Origin of the sequence: Psychroserpens sp. AS72 (genome assembly GCF_038900375.1) — a bacterium.
In the GTDB taxonomy this organism is placed as follows: Bacteria; Bacteroidota; Bacteroidia; order Flavobacteriales; family Flavobacteriaceae; genus Psychroserpens.
The window spans coordinates 196,741-213,072 of sequence record NZ_JBBMRC010000002.1 but is presented as its reverse complement, the minus strand read 5'-3'; the positions used below and the strand labels follow the sequence as shown (position 1 = coordinate 213,072).

At 31.3% G+C, this 16,332-nt stretch carries 13 protein-coding genes; 9 read left to right on the top strand and 4 right to left on the bottom strand.

Going from position 1 to position 16,332, the window contains the following annotated elements; all coding sequences use genetic code 11:
- The first annotated feature begins 99 nt into the window (after positions 1 to 99).
- The 3 genes from WNY78_RS04495 (at position 100) to WNY78_RS04485 (ending at position 5,818) form a co-directional block, all read left to right on the top strand.
- Positions 100 to 2,664, top strand: a complete 2,565-nt coding sequence (locus tag WNY78_RS04495; RefSeq protein ID WP_342871993.1) for a hypothetical protein — start codon at positions 100 to 102, stop codon at positions 2,662 to 2,664.
- Positions 2,665 to 2,876: 212 nt separating this feature from the next.
- Complete coding sequence (locus WNY78_RS04490; RefSeq protein ID WP_342871992.1) at positions 2,877 to 5,447, top strand: T9SS type A sorting domain-containing protein; 2,571 nt, start codon at positions 2,877 to 2,879, stop codon at positions 5,445 to 5,447.
- Positions 5,448 to 5,620: 173 nt separating this feature from the next.
- Positions 5,621 to 5,818 (top strand): hypothetical protein, encoded by a 198-nt coding sequence (locus WNY78_RS04485; protein WP_047547574.1) that lies wholly within the window; start codon positions 5,621 to 5,623, stop codon positions 5,816 to 5,818.
- A 92-nt stretch (positions 5,819 to 5,910) separates the two neighbouring features.
- On the opposite strand, the gene WNY78_RS04480 is transcribed toward WNY78_RS04485, so the two are convergent.
- Positions 5,911 to 6,852, bottom strand: coding sequence for a LysR substrate-binding domain-containing protein (locus tag WNY78_RS04480; protein ID WP_342871991.1), 942 nt, complete (start codon positions 6,850 to 6,852; stop codon positions 5,911 to 5,913).
- Between the two features lie 99 nt (positions 6,853 to 6,951).
- Here WNY78_RS04480 and WNY78_RS04475 point away from each other — a divergent pair, with 99 nt between their 5' ends.
- On the top strand, positions 6,952 to 7,431 hold the full coding sequence (locus WNY78_RS04475; RefSeq protein WP_342871990.1) for a Dps family protein: 480 nt from the start codon (positions 6,952 to 6,954) through the stop codon (positions 7,429 to 7,431).
- A gap of 88 nt (positions 7,432 to 7,519) precedes the next feature.
- On the opposite strand, the gene WNY78_RS04470 is transcribed toward WNY78_RS04475, so the two are convergent.
- A complete protein-coding gene (locus WNY78_RS04470) occupies positions 7,520 to 9,193 on the bottom strand; it encodes a hypothetical protein (RefSeq protein WP_342871989.1) in 1,674 nt (557 codons plus the stop codon).
- A 133-nt stretch (positions 9,194 to 9,326) separates the two neighbouring features.
- Here WNY78_RS04470 and WNY78_RS04465 point away from each other — a divergent pair, with 133 nt between their 5' ends.
- Genes WNY78_RS04465 through WNY78_RS04455 form a run of 3 tightly spaced genes read left to right on the top strand, consistent with a single transcriptional unit; the run spans position 9,327 to position 13,135 of the window.
- On the top strand, positions 9,327 to 9,839 hold the full coding sequence (locus WNY78_RS04465; protein WP_342871988.1) for an RNA polymerase sigma-70 factor: 513 nt from the start codon (positions 9,327 to 9,329) through the stop codon (positions 9,837 to 9,839).
- Positions 9,840 to 9,899: 60 nt separating this feature from the next.
- Positions 9,900 to 10,838: a FecR family protein gene (locus tag WNY78_RS04460; protein WP_342871987.1), complete on the top strand. Its 939-nt coding sequence runs from the start codon at positions 9,900 to 9,902 to the stop codon at positions 10,836 to 10,838.
- A 38-nt stretch (positions 10,839 to 10,876) separates the two neighbouring features.
- Positions 10,877 to 13,135: a TonB-dependent receptor gene (locus tag WNY78_RS04455; RefSeq protein ID WP_342871986.1), complete on the top strand. Its 2,259-nt coding sequence runs from the start codon at positions 10,877 to 10,879 to the stop codon at positions 13,133 to 13,135.
- 89 nt (positions 13,136 to 13,224) lie between these two features.
- On the opposite strand, the gene WNY78_RS04450 is transcribed toward WNY78_RS04455, so the two are convergent.
- Complete coding sequence (locus WNY78_RS04450) at positions 13,225 to 13,692, bottom strand: DUF2141 domain-containing protein (RefSeq protein ID WP_342871985.1); 468 nt, start codon at positions 13,690 to 13,692, stop codon at positions 13,225 to 13,227.
- 163 nt (positions 13,693 to 13,855) lie between these two features.
- Complete coding sequence (locus WNY78_RS04445; protein ID WP_342871984.1) at positions 13,856 to 14,344, bottom strand: ATP-binding protein; 489 nt, start codon at positions 14,342 to 14,344, stop codon at positions 13,856 to 13,858.
- Between the two features lie 181 nt (positions 14,345 to 14,525).
- Here WNY78_RS04445 and WNY78_RS04440 point away from each other — a divergent pair, with 181 nt between their 5' ends.
- Both WNY78_RS04440 and WNY78_RS04435 read left to right on the top strand, forming a co-directional pair.
- Positions 14,526 to 15,413: a hypothetical protein gene (locus WNY78_RS04440; RefSeq protein ID WP_342871983.1), complete on the top strand. Its 888-nt coding sequence runs from the start codon at positions 14,526 to 14,528 to the stop codon at positions 15,411 to 15,413.
- 225 nt (positions 15,414 to 15,638) lie between these two features.
- The gene (locus WNY78_RS04435; RefSeq protein ID WP_342871982.1) at positions 15,639 to 16,316 is read left to right on the top strand and encodes a class I SAM-dependent methyltransferase; all 678 of its coding nucleotides are present in this window, start codon (positions 15,639 to 15,641) and stop codon (positions 16,314 to 16,316) included.
- The last annotated feature ends 16 nt before the right edge of the window (positions 16,317 to 16,332 follow it).

Here is a 16,332-nt window from a genome sequence, read left to right as displayed (position 1 = left end):
TCAGGTAAACATGCAATGTGAGTAGTCATTGAGTAATTCATTTTCCTTTAAATAAATTTGATTTAATGATTTTTGCTCAAATCTTAAATCTTAAAAGTTATGAAAAAAATTACTTATGCATTCATGCTGTCTATTTGCTGTTTAGCTTTTGGGCAATCTCAAACCGAAATCCAATCTGAGGTTGATTGGACTAAAATGACAGATAATAAAGGCGCTACATTTTATGAAGTGCAACAAGACTTTAACGACTATTGGAGAAATAAAGAAGTAGCAAGAGGAAAAGGCTATAAGCCTTTTAAACGTTGGGAAGAATTTATGGAACTAAGAGTTTATCCTTCAGGAGATTTGAGTTTGCCTTCTAACACTTATGCTAACTTTATGGAATGGCAAGAAAGAGCTCAATCTCAAAGATCTACTAATGCAACGAGCAATTGGACACAACTAGGTCCAATAGGTACAGCTGCAGGTCCCAGTCCTTATTCTACTACTGGTGCAGGTCGTGTAAACTTTTTACGTTTTGACCCAACAAATGCAAACATTATGTATATAGGTGCACCAGATGGTGGCTTATGGAAATCAACTAATGGAGGAATATCATGGACAACAAATACCGACTTTTTAGGTGTTATTGGATGTTCTAGTTTAGTAATAGACTTTAATAATTCACAAAACATGTATTTGGCAACTGGTGATTTAGAGGGAAATAGTAACAGTATGGGAATTCTGAAATCTACAGATGGTGGTTCAACTTGGAATACTACAAGTTTAGCGTTTCCTGTATCTAATTCATGGAGATTATCTAAATTGTTAATGGATCCAAATGATCCACTTAGAATGATTGTAGCTAGTAATTTAGGTATATGGTATACAACAGATGGATGGGTAACTAACTCATATAATAGTTTTAATTCAACATATCCTAACTTAAAGGATATGGAGTTTAAGCCAGGACAAAATAATGCTAATACAGTTTATGCTTCTGGTGATAAATTTTTTAAATCTACAGATTTTGGTGCTAGTTGGGTAGAAATTACAAATGGCTTACCAACAACTAACGTTCAACGTATTGCACTTGCAGTTACACCTGGTGATGAGGCTTATGTGTATGCACTTGTTGGCAAGCAAAGTGATCAATCTTATTTGGGAACATTTCGTTCAACCGATAGTGGTAATAGCTTTACAACAATGTCAACAACTCCAAATTTATTGGCATATGCTGAAGATGGCTCAGACAGTGGTGGACAAGCGTTTTATGATTTATCAATAGTAGCTTCTTCTACTGCACCAGATAATATTACTATTGGAGGTGTTAATCATTGGAGATCTTTTGATGGAGGATCTACTTGGGAAAATGTCTCAGTTTGGGATTCGGGTGAAATTCATGCAGATGTACATGAAATTACTTACGAACCAAATAGTTCTTCAACAATGTACTCGTGTAATGATGGTGGTATTTTTAAGTCTACAGATAATGGAAATCAATGGACAGACATTAGTGGGAATTTAGCTATTGGTCAAGTCGTTAAATTAGGGTTGTCAAGTAATAATCCTTTAGGAATTGTCGCAGGAGAACAAGATAATGGCACAATACTAAATACAGGAACAGTAAATGATTGGTATGCCATAAATGGTGGTGATGGTGGTGAATGTTTCATCGACTATACAGATAATGATATCATTTATGTTCAATATGTTGAGGGTAAATATAGTCGTTCTACAGATGGAGGAATATCTGTTACACCAATTCAAAATGGACTTCCAAGCGGTATAGATTTTTATAGTCCTTTTAAAATGCATCCTACTGTTCACACAACCATATATTCTGGTGGTACACCAACGCTATACACCTCTACAGATCAAGGTGATAATTGGACAGCTTTAGGTACTTCATCAGGTTCAGGAAGTATTAAAGATTTTGTAGTAGCACCAAGTGATCCTACGATTATTTATACGGTTCAAACCGATGCTATTTCTAAATCAACAAATTCTGGTGCATCATTTACAAATGTTACAGGATCTCTACCAACAGCGAGTTCATTTAAAAGTATAACTGTTTCTACTACAAATGCTAATAAAGTTTGGGTAACGTATTCTGGTTATAACAGTAGTGATAAAGTGTTCAAATCTACAGATGGTGGTTCAACATGGACAAATATCTCTGATGGATTACCTAATTTACCTATAAATACGATTGTGTACAGAAATGGTGGTATTGCTGATGAGATTTATGTTGGTGCAGATGTAGGTGTTTATATTGCGAATAACAGTGTGAGTTCATGGCAACCATTCATGACTAATTTACCTAATGCTGCAGTTAGAGATTTAGAAATCTATTATCCAACAGGTAAGTTAAGAGCTGGAACTTATGGAAGAGGTGTTTGGGAGACTAATGTAAATAATGAAACTTTAGGAACTCATGGTAATGTTGTTGAAAATTCGGTAACTGTTTTTGTTGATGGTACTGATCATTTACAGATAAAGTCTTCTCTACATACAATTAGCAATGTTGTCATATATGATGTACTTGGTAAAAAGTTATTTGAACAAAAAGCAATTAATGCTTCAGTGTTTAATGTTGAAACTCTATCAAAAAGTCAAAATGTCTTAATTGTTAAAACAGAACTGGACAATGGAAATATTATAACGACTAAATTATTCTATTAAATATAAATTTCAACTTATTATCTAGTCCCAATGCAAGAGTATTGGGACTTTTTTTATTTGAATTAATTATTTCTCTTTCAAGGGTTAGTATTGTGGTTTTTATACTTGTGCGTAGTATTTGCGTAGTTATTATAGCATCAGAATATGGATAACTTAATCATATTTGTAATTGAATTTTTTTTAAGCTATTAATCAATTATAAAGTTACTATTATGAAAAGAACAACTACTCTTTTATTTTTAATCTTTACGGTTTTGTCTTTTGCACAAACCATAGATTACAAAAATGCACCTTTAAAGAAAGGAACCAATTATTTTGACGTTGTCAATCAAATGAGGCAAGAACTTGCACCACTAAGACAAAGTACATCTAAAACAGATATTAAAAAAATTAAACAATTTGAACGTTGGGCATTTTATTGGAAAGATCGTGTGGATCTACAAGGAAATTTTCCAAATGAATTACTAGGATATTATAATGCTGGATTAATTAATGCAGACGGAACATTAAGTGCCTCATTAAATACTGATGCTAGTAGATCAACTCAAAGTGCTCAAACTTGGTCAAATGTTGGACCGCAAACAGTTCCAGATGCAAATGGTTATCCAAATGCGCCACAAATGGGTAGACTAACAAGTTATAAGAAATTCAATAAAGTACCAGAAGCACAAAGTGTAATGTTTGTTACAGCACCAGTTGGTGGGATTTGGAAATCTACAGATAATGGAACGACATGGTCTGCTAAATTAGATCAAATAGCAGGAATAGGTGTTACAGATCTTAATAGTCACTCAGATGATGCTAATAATCCTGGAAGTTTATATGTGTCTACTGGAGATTATGATGGAGGTCATATAAAATCAATTGGTGTTTTAAAATCTACAGATTTTGGTGAAACTTATCAATCTACTGGATTGTCTTTTACTTTAGATGAACAAGAATCAACATCAAACTTGGTTGTTATCAATGCAAACACAGTTATAGTTGGAACAAACAAATACATTAAAAAGACAACTGATGGTGGTGCTACATGGACAAATAAATATGTACATGCTTATGATGATGCTGCTATTGGGAAGTTTCATAGAAACGGTACAAATATAATGGCATGTGATAGTTGGGGAGGATTACTGTTTTCTTCAGATAGTGGTGAAACATGGACTCAATTAATAACTCAAGGATCTAACTATACTAGACATGCATCAACTTCTGATGCTGCAACTGGTATTTTTTATGTTCAAAACGAAGCTGGACAAGTATTTACTTATAATCCAGCAGCTTCGTCTCCATCTCTAACTGCATTGGGAATTCCAACTACAAATTACAATGCTCAAGGTACTTATAACCAAGCTTTAGTTGTAAAAAACGGTTTGATTATAACTGGTGGAGTTGATGCTATTAATTCAGATAATAATGGAGGTGTGTGGTACACGACCTTAAATAACTCATGGCAAGATAATTCTTCTGAAGGTTCTTATGGTCATGCAGATATTCACGAAATGGGAGCTCAACCTGGTTCTAATTATGACTTTTGGGCAGTTAATGATGGTGGATTAATTTACTTCAATTACACAGGTATTTCTGATGAGAAACCTACTGTGAGTTATATTTCAGATGGTGTGATTGTTACTCAAATATATTCCGTAGCTATTTCACCATTAAGTGAAGATCATAAATTAATTGGTAATCAAGATAATGATGGTTATAGTTTAGAAATGAAAAATGGTACTTTACAGTGGGTTTCTGCTTTAGCTGGTGATGGTACATGTACAGCTATAGATTATAATAATCCGCAAATACGTTATTTAGGAGCACAAAATGGAGCTTTAAGTAGAACCGATAATGGTTATCCAACATACGATGCAGCATTAGATTTAACAACTCCTACAACAGGAGCACCATTTGTATGGACACTAAAAATGAATACAACGACTTCGACTACATTGTATGGAGGTTTTGCTGAAGTTTATAAAACAACAGATAAAGGTGCTACTTGGTCTAATCTAAATTCTGGTGCAGGACAAATTTCTTATATCGAAACACATGGTAATAATTTATTAGTTATTGGTGAAAATGGAGCTAAAAAATCAAGTAATGATGGAGTAGCTTGGTCTAATATTGCTGAACCAGAAGCTAGTGCGAAATTAAATTCGTTATCCTTAGATCAAAACAATAGCAATACTATTTATGCAACCGTTGGTGGTTATGTTGATGGATCTAAAGTATTTAAATCAACAAATGGAGGAAGCTCTTGGACAAACATTTCGGCTGGTTTGCCAAATGTAAAAATGACTCAAGTTGTTTTAAAACAAAATCAAGGTGCTAACGAAATTCTTTTCGCAGGTACAGAAATTGGAGCTTACTATAAAGTAGGTACAGGTAACTGGGAAAAACTTGGTCAAGGTTTACCTAATGTAAACATTAGCGATATAGAAATCAACTACACAGTTGATAAATTAGTTGCTGCGACTTATGGACGTGGACTGTGGGAAATTAGTATCAACAATAATACTCTTGGTGTTAATGAATTAACTGTTGCAGATAATCAAACACCAGTTATTTTCCCTAATCCTGTGTTAGAAAATAAATTAAATATCAAAATACCTAATAGTATAGATACTTATGATTACGTAATGTATAATGTTGTTGGAGGTATTGTTTCTAAAGGTCAACTTAACCCTGGAATGAATACTATCGATGTTAAAAATATCGCAACAGGTGTTTATGTCATAAGAATGGTAAATGGAAACTTTGTTTCTGCTCAAAAAGTGATTATCAATTAATTATAAGCTTAATCAATTTTGAAGGTCTAAAAGGTTTAACTTTTTAGGCCTTTTTTGTTAAACTTTTGTTTAGAAGTAATTTCGAACCATATTTTTTACTACATTTAGGTGTAATTAAAAAAGCAAAAGCCTATACAGCACATCTACTTTTATTTAACCTAAAACTAAAAAGAATGGCAAGAGCAATGTTTGAGTACACTAAAACTGTACTTAGCAAAGTCAGTTTTGACAGCACATTGTTTTGTAAAGAATTACAAAAAGCACTTCAAAGATTACTTCCGTATGAAATTGAAGAGCTAAAGATTTACATCAAATCTTTAATTTTACAAAACCCCGAATTAGATCAATGTTTAATCTTATTAAAAGCATAAAAAAAAAGCGACGTAATTGTCGCTTTTTTTTGTGTAGTAGAATTTGGTGATGTTTTTTGCCGAAATGTGCCAACCTCAAATAATTAGAGGCATTATTTTTTTGGCAACGGACTAATAATCTCAACATTTTGAAACGCAATTGCACCACGAATAACACCAGAAATAACATTGTGCAAAGCATCAATGATTTGCATTTTTAATTCATTCTTGTGATAAATAATACTTACTTCTCTCGCTGGAGATGGATCATTAAAATGATGCAACATTGTTGACATTTTCTCATTCAAATCTAAAGTATTTAAATAGGGTAGAAGTGTCATGCCTAAACCTTCATTAGATAATTTGACCAAGGTTTCTATACTACCGCTTTCTAATTGAAATTGGTCATCATCATGAGATTTTAATGCTTTACAAAGATTGATAACACCATCTCTAAAACAATGTCCATCTTCTAAAAGAAGCATGTCGTTTAAGTCTAAATCAGACACATCAATTTTTTTCTTGTTTTTTAATCTGTGGTCATTAGGTATGTAACCAACAAAAGGTTCAAAATATAATACACGTTCTTTAATAGATTCGTGCTCTAAAGGTGTTGCAGCAATTGCAGCATCTAAATGACCATCCATGATACGAGTAATAATTTCTTCGGTAGTTAACTCTTCTATTTTGAGTTTTACTTTTGGATATTTTTTGATGAAGTTTTTAAGAAACATAGGTAAAAGAGTAGGCATTACTGTTGGTATGATTCCTATTCTAAACTCACCTCCTATAAATCCTTTTTGTTGATCAACAATATCTTGGATGCGTTCAGATTCGTCAACTATATTTTTTGCCTGTTGTACAATTTTACGTCCTACATCTGTAAGTTCTATAGGTTTTTTACTCCTATCAAAAATTTGAACATCTAATTGATCTTCTAATTTTTGAATTTGTGTACTTAAAGTTGGTTGTGTCACAAAGCATTTTTCGGCAGCTTTGGTGAAATTTTTATGTTCAGCTATTGCTAGTACGTATTTTAATTGGGTAATTGTCATTTGTATTGATTTAGGCTATAAAGATATAAAAACTATTCATAAAAACTATGCTAATTGCCTTTAAATACTCACTAAATTTGTAGTATAAAATAAATAGATATGACAACTAATAGTATAGGTTTAGAGACCAAAAAAACAAAAGAAATTGCAAGTGATTTAAATACACTTTTGGCAAATTTTCAGATTTATTATCAAAACTTAAGAGGTATTCACTGGAATATCAAAGGAAAGCGATTTTTTGAATTGCATCCTAAGTTTGAAGAATTATATACAGACGCAAATCTTAAGGTTGACGAAATTGCAGAACGAATTCTAACGCTTGGTGCAACACCATTGCATACATTTGAGGATTATTCTAAAGCAGCTAAAGTACCTGTTGGGAAGAACATTTCCGTAGATGAAAAAGCAGTACAACTTATCGTAGATTCACTTTCAGAATTACTTAAAATAGAGCGTCAAATTTTAGATGATTCTGGTGAGGCAAATGATGAAGGGACGAACTCAATGATGAGTGGTTTTATTACTGAACAAGAAAAAACGGTTTGGATGATGAAAGCTTGGTTGGGAGAGAGTGTTTAAATTTTAGAATTAAATGTAAAAAGTAAAACCCTTTAGAATTACTATTCTAAAGGGTTTTGACATTAATTAAAAAATCAACTTAATATTTTTAATCACATTCTCGTGCTAGTTGAATGAATTCATTTCCATCGCCTGACTCTAATAAGATGAAATCTTCACTACATTGAGTCACAAACCAATCATACTCAGAGAATATTTCGTGAGGAGAGCTTGGGATATTAAAGGACATAAACGTGAATCCTTGTGAAGGATTAGAGGTTAGCCACCACGTGCCATCTATAGCTTGGTTTGTTCCATTGTCACTATAAATTTCTACAGATCCATCTTGATAAAATTGAGCATACTCAGCATTTACAGTGTTGTAAAGACTCGTGTTTATATACCAATTACATTGTAATAAATAACCAAATATTTCTTGTTCACTACATTCGCTTGGATTATTGAAGTCACAATCACGTTCGAAAATTATAGATTCATTACCTGATTCTAAATGGATTAGTTCTTCTTCACAGAGGGTTACTGTCCACTCTAAATTAGTTATAAATCCATATGGTTCAGGTATGTAAAATTGTATGTAAACGTTTCCATTTTGTTCATCTGTTATAATACTCCAAGTACCATTTACTGGATCATCAGTTGCAGTATTTGTTGTAATTATTAATGTACCATCAGTATTGAATTCGTAACCAAGGATATTATTTTGTAAACTCGTATTAGCTAACCAAGTACATTCAGCTAAATATTGTGTAACTACTTGAGCATCACAATTTCCTTGTTGCATCTCACATTCTACAAAATCAGCTTCAGTAAATCCTGCACACTCTGCTTCACAAGCATTTAAAAATGTAAGAATCTCTGTATTTCCATTTTGTGAGACTACTTCAACACATACTGGGATTACAACAGCAGGACATGGACAGCCACCATCAAAGCAATATTCTAATAATGCAATAAATGCTTCTTCGTTACCAATTGAAAGTAATGTGCCATCATTATAAGTGATATCAAAAGAGTATACAAATTCAAAATAGTAAGAATTATAAATTGTATTGTTTAATTCTTCTTGCGAATTTATGGTAACTGTTTCATTATTATCTGTAATGATATCTATAGGGAAATTGAATGTAAAACAATCTGTACCATCTAGATAGTTGTAATTTTGTTGACAGTTTTCTGCAAAATCAGCTTCGGTAAAACCATCGCATTCTGCATAACAAGCATTTGGGTAAGTAACTAAAAATGTTACTCCATCTGGTGCTGTTATATCGACACAAACAGGATCGTAAACTTCATAACATTCACACGAAGTATTATTGTCAAAATCACAAGACTCAACAAGTGACATGAATTCTTCTTCGTTATTTATTGTAGTCACTACTATTGCATTTTCAGTTTCACTATAAACTTCAACATTAAAAGGGAATTCTATTCCATCTATATATAAATTATTTGTTGAGTTAATCATAACTTCAATTAAGTCATCTAGATTGTTAACCGTAACGCTAACTCCATTATTGTAAGATAAATTTAATGGATATACGAAATCAAAACAGAAATCTAATACTATATTTCCTGTTAAATTGTTAGCTGTGAGAACATCACCTTGACTATCAAATTGTGTTCTAAGTTGCGCTAAGGATGTTGTGATAGATGTGCTTTCTTGGATATTTTGTTCTTCTACTACAGGCTCATTATTTGTACACGATGTAAAGCAACAAGCAATAAATAGGACACTTATAATGGCTAATTTTAAATTTTTCATAATTTCTTTTTTTGAGTTAGTATTTCAATTTTTTAGCGATTAATCATAACTAAGACAACACACTTTTAAAATACCCTACTTTTTTCTCTAACTATTTTTTAATTAGTTTTGACTTATAATTATAAGCCAACTAGTGTCTAAAGATCAACAAAAAATATGTCAGGAGAAAACTTTTGAAACTGTGTACAAACAGTATTCAAAAGAATTAAGACGTTTTATCTTATTTAAGACTCAAGATCTAGATAGGGCAGAAGACATTTTACAAGAAACCTTTATTAAACTTTGGGATAATTGTGGTAAAGTAAACTATGAGAGTGTAAAAAGTTATTTATACACAATAGCGACTAATACGTTTTTAAATACAATTAAACATGACAAAGTTGTTAGGAAACATCAAAACACATTAGTAATTAAAAAAAACATAGAATCACCAGAGTTTGTAATGCTGGAAAAGGAATTCATGGATAAATTAGAACGAACCATAAACTCATTACCGGAAAAGCAAAAAGAAGTGTTTTTATTAAATAGAATTGAGAAAAAGAAGTATAAAGAGATTGCAGTACAATTAGATATTTCTGTTAAAGCTGTAGAAAAGAGAATGCACTTAGCTTTGGTTGTTTTAAGAGAAAAAATTGGAAATATTTAATGTATTCAAAAAATAGAGGTAGGGTTTTATGTAATGTAGTTGTATTAATAGTAGAAAATCATGAAAGAAGAAAAATCACATAACAATAATGATACGTTTTTAGCAAAATGGTTAGAGGCAGAACTCTCTGACGATGAGCTTAGAGCACTTGTGTCTGAAGCTGATTATAACGCGTTTTTAAAAATCAGAAAAGGTATTGATATGTATGACGTTTTAGAATCATCAACAGATGCTTCTTTTGTGAAAATACAGGATCATATATCTAAAAGCAAAAGACAAGAAAAAGGTAAGGTGCGACAGTTAAATTCAAATAGTTGGTTATTAAGTATTGCTGCATCTGTTGTTTTGTTGTTTGGATTGTTTTTTATCCTTGGAGATGATATAGTTACTATAGAAACCAATTATGGAGAACAAAAAACAATTGCGCTTTTAGATGGTTCTGAAGTTATCTTAAACTCCAAATCTACCTTAACTTATGATAAAGATAACTGGGAAACTAATAGAACACTTAGTCTTAAAGGCGAAGGGTATTTTAAAGTTAAAAAAGGCAGCACATTCACTGTAGTAACAGATAATGGTAACGTAACCGTTTTAGGGACACAATTTAATGTCAACTCATATAGCGATTTATTTGCAGTAAGCTGTTTTGAGGGTAAAGTGAGTGTCACAACAAATAAAGAAACATATATATTATTACCTACAAATTCTGTTAGAAGAATTAATGGTTATGAAGCAGAGCAATGGGATACAGCAGATACTAACCCTTCATGGATACATGGTGAAAGCACATTTAAAAGTGTGCCATTAAAATATGTAATTGCAAAATTAGAATCACAATACAATATTACAATTGAAGCTAAAGAGATTAATAGCAACTTAATATATACTGGTAGTTTTACTCATAAGGATTTAAATATTGCATTAAAAACAGTGTTTAACTCTTTACAAATACGATACATTGAAAAAGAAAAAGGAAACATCTATTTGAGCACGAAGTGAAGAAATTGATTATCAACATTTTGTTAATTCTACCGTTTTTGGCCTTTTCGCAAGAAGAGGCTAAATATTATATGTCTTTCAATGATACTAATCTAGATATTGCTTTTGAAAAAATTGAAGATGTTTACAATGTTAGATTTTCTTTTCAGGATGATAATATAGTAGGAATAAAAATCACGTTAAATAAAGAAAAGAGATCATTACAAGAGTTGTTAGATGCTATAAAAAAGAAAACTAAATTAGATTTTGATGTTATTGCAAATCGGTATATCGTGGTCAATGCATCAAAGCTTAATTCTAATATTCAAGAGTTAGAAAAAATAATTATAAATAGCTACCTCACAAAAGGTATTACTAAAAATAAAGATGCATCCTATCAAATTAGTCCAGCAAGTTTAGGGATTTTACCTGGACTCACAGAACCAGATATTTTAGAAAGTATTCAATTACTACCAGGAGTTGTTAGTCCAAATGAAACAGCCTCTGGTTTTTTAGTTAGAGGTGGTAAGATGGACCAGAATAGATTAATTTGGGATGGTATTAATATGTATCACAAAGGTCATCTCTTTGGGATGATTTCACCTTTTAATCCTAACGCTACAAAAAAAGTCAATTTTATAAATAAGGGTTCAAATCCAAGATATGGAGAACGTGTGTCAAGCGTAATTTCTATGACAACTACTACCAAAATAGACGATGAATTTAAAGCACAATTAGGTTTTAATGGTATAAACGTTGATGCCTATTTTGAAGCGCCAATAATTGAAAATAAGTTAGCTATACAAGCATCTATTAGGTCAAGTTATGCAAATACATATCAATCGTTTACCTTCAACAAACTGGCAGACAAAGTATTTGAAAGCACTAAGATTAAAAATGGAGACAACCCTAATAATGACTTTAGCTTTTTGGATTATAACATTAAAATGAATTATAAACCAAATGCAAATAACACCATGTTTGCTAGTATAATTTCTATTGATAATACATTGGACTATACGGTTAACGATTCAGAAACCTTAACGACTTTTAATGATCGCATGTCTATTAATAATACAGGTTATGGATTGGGTTGGACAAAAAAATGGAACATTAATTTAAAACAATATACCTCTGCATATTTTTCAGAATATAAACTCAATTATAATTTTTTGACTTCGGAAGGTGGTGATCAAACGTCAGATTTTGAAAAGCGTAACATCATTTTTGATTCTGGTATATCTACGGAATTTGATTTGGAAATAAACAAGAAAAACAGAGCAACCTTTGGTTATCAGTACGTTTTAAAGGATGTTGCTTTTGCGTTTTTGAATACAACGAATCTTCAGTTTGTTTTAGATGAAGACAAAACGGTAGTTCAAACACATAGTGTGTATGCAAATTATGGATACAAAAACCCAAAACTGTTTGATGTTGAAGTAGGAGGAAGAGCTACGTATTTTCAAGAATTAGAAGCGTTTAGATTTGAACCTCGATTATTACTCTACAAAAACCTCTTTAAACATGTGAAACTTCAAATTTCCGCAGAAGTAAAAAATCAAATTATTAGTGAAATTGATGAAACTATAATTAGCGATTTATCATTAGAAAATAGAGTTTGGCGTTTAGCAAATGGTGAAGAATTCCCAATAATTAATAGTAAGCAAATTTCCGCAGGATTTATTTATACAAATAAGGGTTGGACGATTGATATAGATAATTACTATAAAAAATTAGATCATATTACTGCCTTGTCATTAGGTTTTTTAAATCCAGAAAACAGCAATTTTAATTTAGGAGAGCAGCATATTTATGGTGTAGATTTGTTTTTGAGAAAACGTTTTAATGGTTTTAATACGTGGTTGAGTTATTCGTTTAATAATTCTAAAAGCAAATATGACAATATCAATGATGATGATTATTTTACGTCTAGGTCTAATGTGAGACATGCATTTTCTACCTCATTGAGTTATAAGTTATCAAATTTTCAAGTAGCATTAGGTTGGAGATGGCAAACAGGAAAACCTTATACAGAATCTACATCTGGAGACGATGGTTTAGAGTTTAATGATGGGATAAACACAAAACGATTGCCAGATTATCACAGATTAGATCTCTCTAGTACGTATAAATTTAAGTTTTCAAAAGATAGAAAGCTGAGAGCTAAAGTTGGTTTGTCAATTCGAAATGTGTACAATAAAACTAATTTTATTAGTAGAGAATATCGTGGTAATAATGATATTAATGGCGATATAGAAACCATTGATAAATTTTCAATCGGCTTTACGCCTAATCTCATGTTTAGATTGTATTGGTAGATATTTAATAAAAAAAGAACCTCGTTATGAGGCTCTTTTTTTTTTGATTGATTGATGTGTTTCTATAATTTTTATATAGTAAAGGAAGATTAGAAGCGTATTGATAATTCTAAGTCTTCTTTAGCGACATTAAATTTAGCATCTTCATAATTTGGAGGTCCAAAACTTCTTGGGTTGTTTGATGTTCCAAAAGATTCTTTAGGCATTCCATTAGCTTCAAAATCCATGCTTTGGTTTCCATTTAAGTCATGTAAAGCAATAATAGCGTAGTCTCCTGGCTTAATATTTTCAAAAGTTACAGTTGCTTTTCCATCTTTAATATCTGCCGAAGCACTTTGTATGGGTTGCTTTTTCATAAAAGTATCTTCAGTATTTAAAGCTAAAACTATTTTACCATCGTCGCTTTTTGCGTTTTCAATAGTTACTGTAATAGTTTGACCTTTTGTCTCTTGTGCAAATCCTAAAGTTGAGATGATTGTTAATGCGATTGTTAAGAATAAAGTTTTACTCAAACTTTTTCTATTTTCCTTTTTGAGTTCGTGAATCGTTGATTTCATAATATGTGGTTTTAATGGTTTGTTTGTTATTGATGATTCAAATATCCAACGAAACCACACCATTATGAAAAGAGAGTTACCCAATTGTATTTTTTTATGACTGAAATGTAAAAAAGACATATTTTTCAACCTTAAAAAATCAGACATTGTATTTATTATAGCATTATTTAGTGATTAAGATCCCTTCTTTCATCTCTTCTATTGTAGGTGTCTCAAACCAAGTTTCCATAAAATCAAAGTTGTCTTTACTAACTTCAAATTCAAAAGTCTCACCTTTATTTTCATTTCTTTTCATCACTCTATTAAAGCGTGTTTCTTTTGAAATATCTAAAAAATGAAGTTGTAGCTCAAAATCATTCAGTTTGGCAAACCGTCTAAATTTCTCGCGATGTTCAAATTTTGAAAGCCCTAAATCCAGAATAGCATCTGTCTTTGAGTGTTCTAACTGCTTAACTAAATTTAAAATGATGCTTTCAGCTCTGTCAATTCTTTCTAGAAACCAATCAAGACCATCTGTTGGTTTTTTATCAGGAAGAAATAAGGTGTTATTCCAAGTATCAATTGAAAAAATAATTCCGTTCGTTTTTTCTTTTAATTGGTTAGCGTAAGTGGTTTTTCCAGACCCTGTGTTTCCTACGATAAGGTGAATCATGATTGTGTTGTATTGTTAGTTGTAATTGAGCTTTTAATAGTTGTTGTATCGTATCTGATGACATCTAAATTAATAAAACAAAATGAACTCAGTAGATATTTCCGAAGAAACTCTCACCATAAGTTATATTAATCCGATTGATTATATTTGATAGTAGGCAACAAACATAAAAAACACACAGATGAAGAACTTATTCTTTATAATTTTAGCTCTTTTGACTTTTAACGCTGGAGCGCAATCGAATAAAATAGTATTAACAGAAATGAACTTTGACACTGAATTTCTAAAATATGAAGCTATTCAAAAAGATATAGTATCAAAAGAAAACTTTGATTATGCAGAAATGATATTATCTCAGACAAGAAAAAAATTGAAAAATGACATTAAAAATTACAACGTAACCCACTATTGGAATATTGCAACAGCGTTTAGCACATTAAATGAAAGTAAAGAAAATATTGAAATAGTTTTTAAGAAAGCCACTAAATCTAAAGGTGTATGTGAATATTTCAAATCTTTTAAAGACGTTCCAAATCATTTTAGTGAGGACATACCTGATCTTTATAAAAAAGAGGAACAAAAGTGTATGAAAAAATTAGACACTGTAGAACCTTTAAACCCTATTGTTTATTCTAATAAATACGGATATGATTTAAAATTGATTCAACTTATTAATCAAGTTGATCTAGACGATAAAAAATTCCGTAATTCTGATTATGCAAATAATATATCAAAACAATCAGAACTTGATAAGAAAAATCAAAAAATCATTGACTCGCTTTACAATAAATATAAGTCATATCTAGGCACCTCTGCGACTGGCAAAAAGCTAAATAATGTTATGTGGAAAGTAATTCAACATTCAAACGTGGAGATGATGGAAAAATATTTGCCAGTTATCCAAGAGGCGGTTAAAAATAATGAAATAAGTATGACAACACTTAAAATGCTTATTGACAGAGTATGCTGGGAGAAATATGAATATCAAATCTTTGGTTCTCAAGCAGGTGTTAAAATTGCAGATGAAAAAACACGAATTGAGATAATTAAAAAATACGGAATTGAATGACAGCCAAGTTGCCAACAATGTATATGAAAAATAGCGTAAGTCATTGCTATCACATTGGTTTAGGCATTTTTGGAATGTCGCCAAATTTTTAAATTTGACGATTTCCAATAAAAAATAAAAGTAAAATTTAAAAATTCGGCTTGTGTTTATCCGAAAAGAAACCGCTTATTTTTGGCGTTACTTTTCATATACGGAGCCGTTATGCCAAACATTTACTGCCTATTTATGAGTAACACAAAAAGAGAATCGAAAACCAAAAAAACACCATGGCCAACAAAAAAGGCGATGGAACAGGTTTACGATAGGAAGCTTTGGGGAGAAAATAGTACTCCGTTTTATTCTGGTGAAGGATCTCATCATCCTAAGATTGTAAATCCATATTTAGAGGCTGTTACATCTTTTTTAACCTCATTTAAAAGCCCACTCGTGGTTTGTGATTTGGGTTGTGGAGATTTTAATGTAGGTAAAACGTTGGTAAAACACACTAAGAAATATATTGCTGTAGATATCGTTCCAAACCTCATAACGCATAATACAGAAAAATTCATTGGAGATAATTTAGAGTTTAAATGTTTGGATATAGCTGTAGATGATTTGCCAATTGGAGATTGTGTATTATTGAGACAAGTGTTACAGCATCTCTCTAATTCTGAAACACAAAACATTTTAAGTAAGCTATTTAATTTTAAATATGTGATACTCACAGAGCACTTGCCAGTTGGAGATTTTATACCCAATATTGATATTATTTCTGGGCAAGGCATTAGATTAAAAAAACAAAGTGGTATTCAAATTTTGGCTTCACCATTTAACTTTAAGATTAAAAAAGAAAGCATTCTATCTTCAATTACTCTAGATGATAGTAAAGGTATCATTGTGACAACCTTATATACCGTTGTCTGAAAAAGATAGTGTTGTG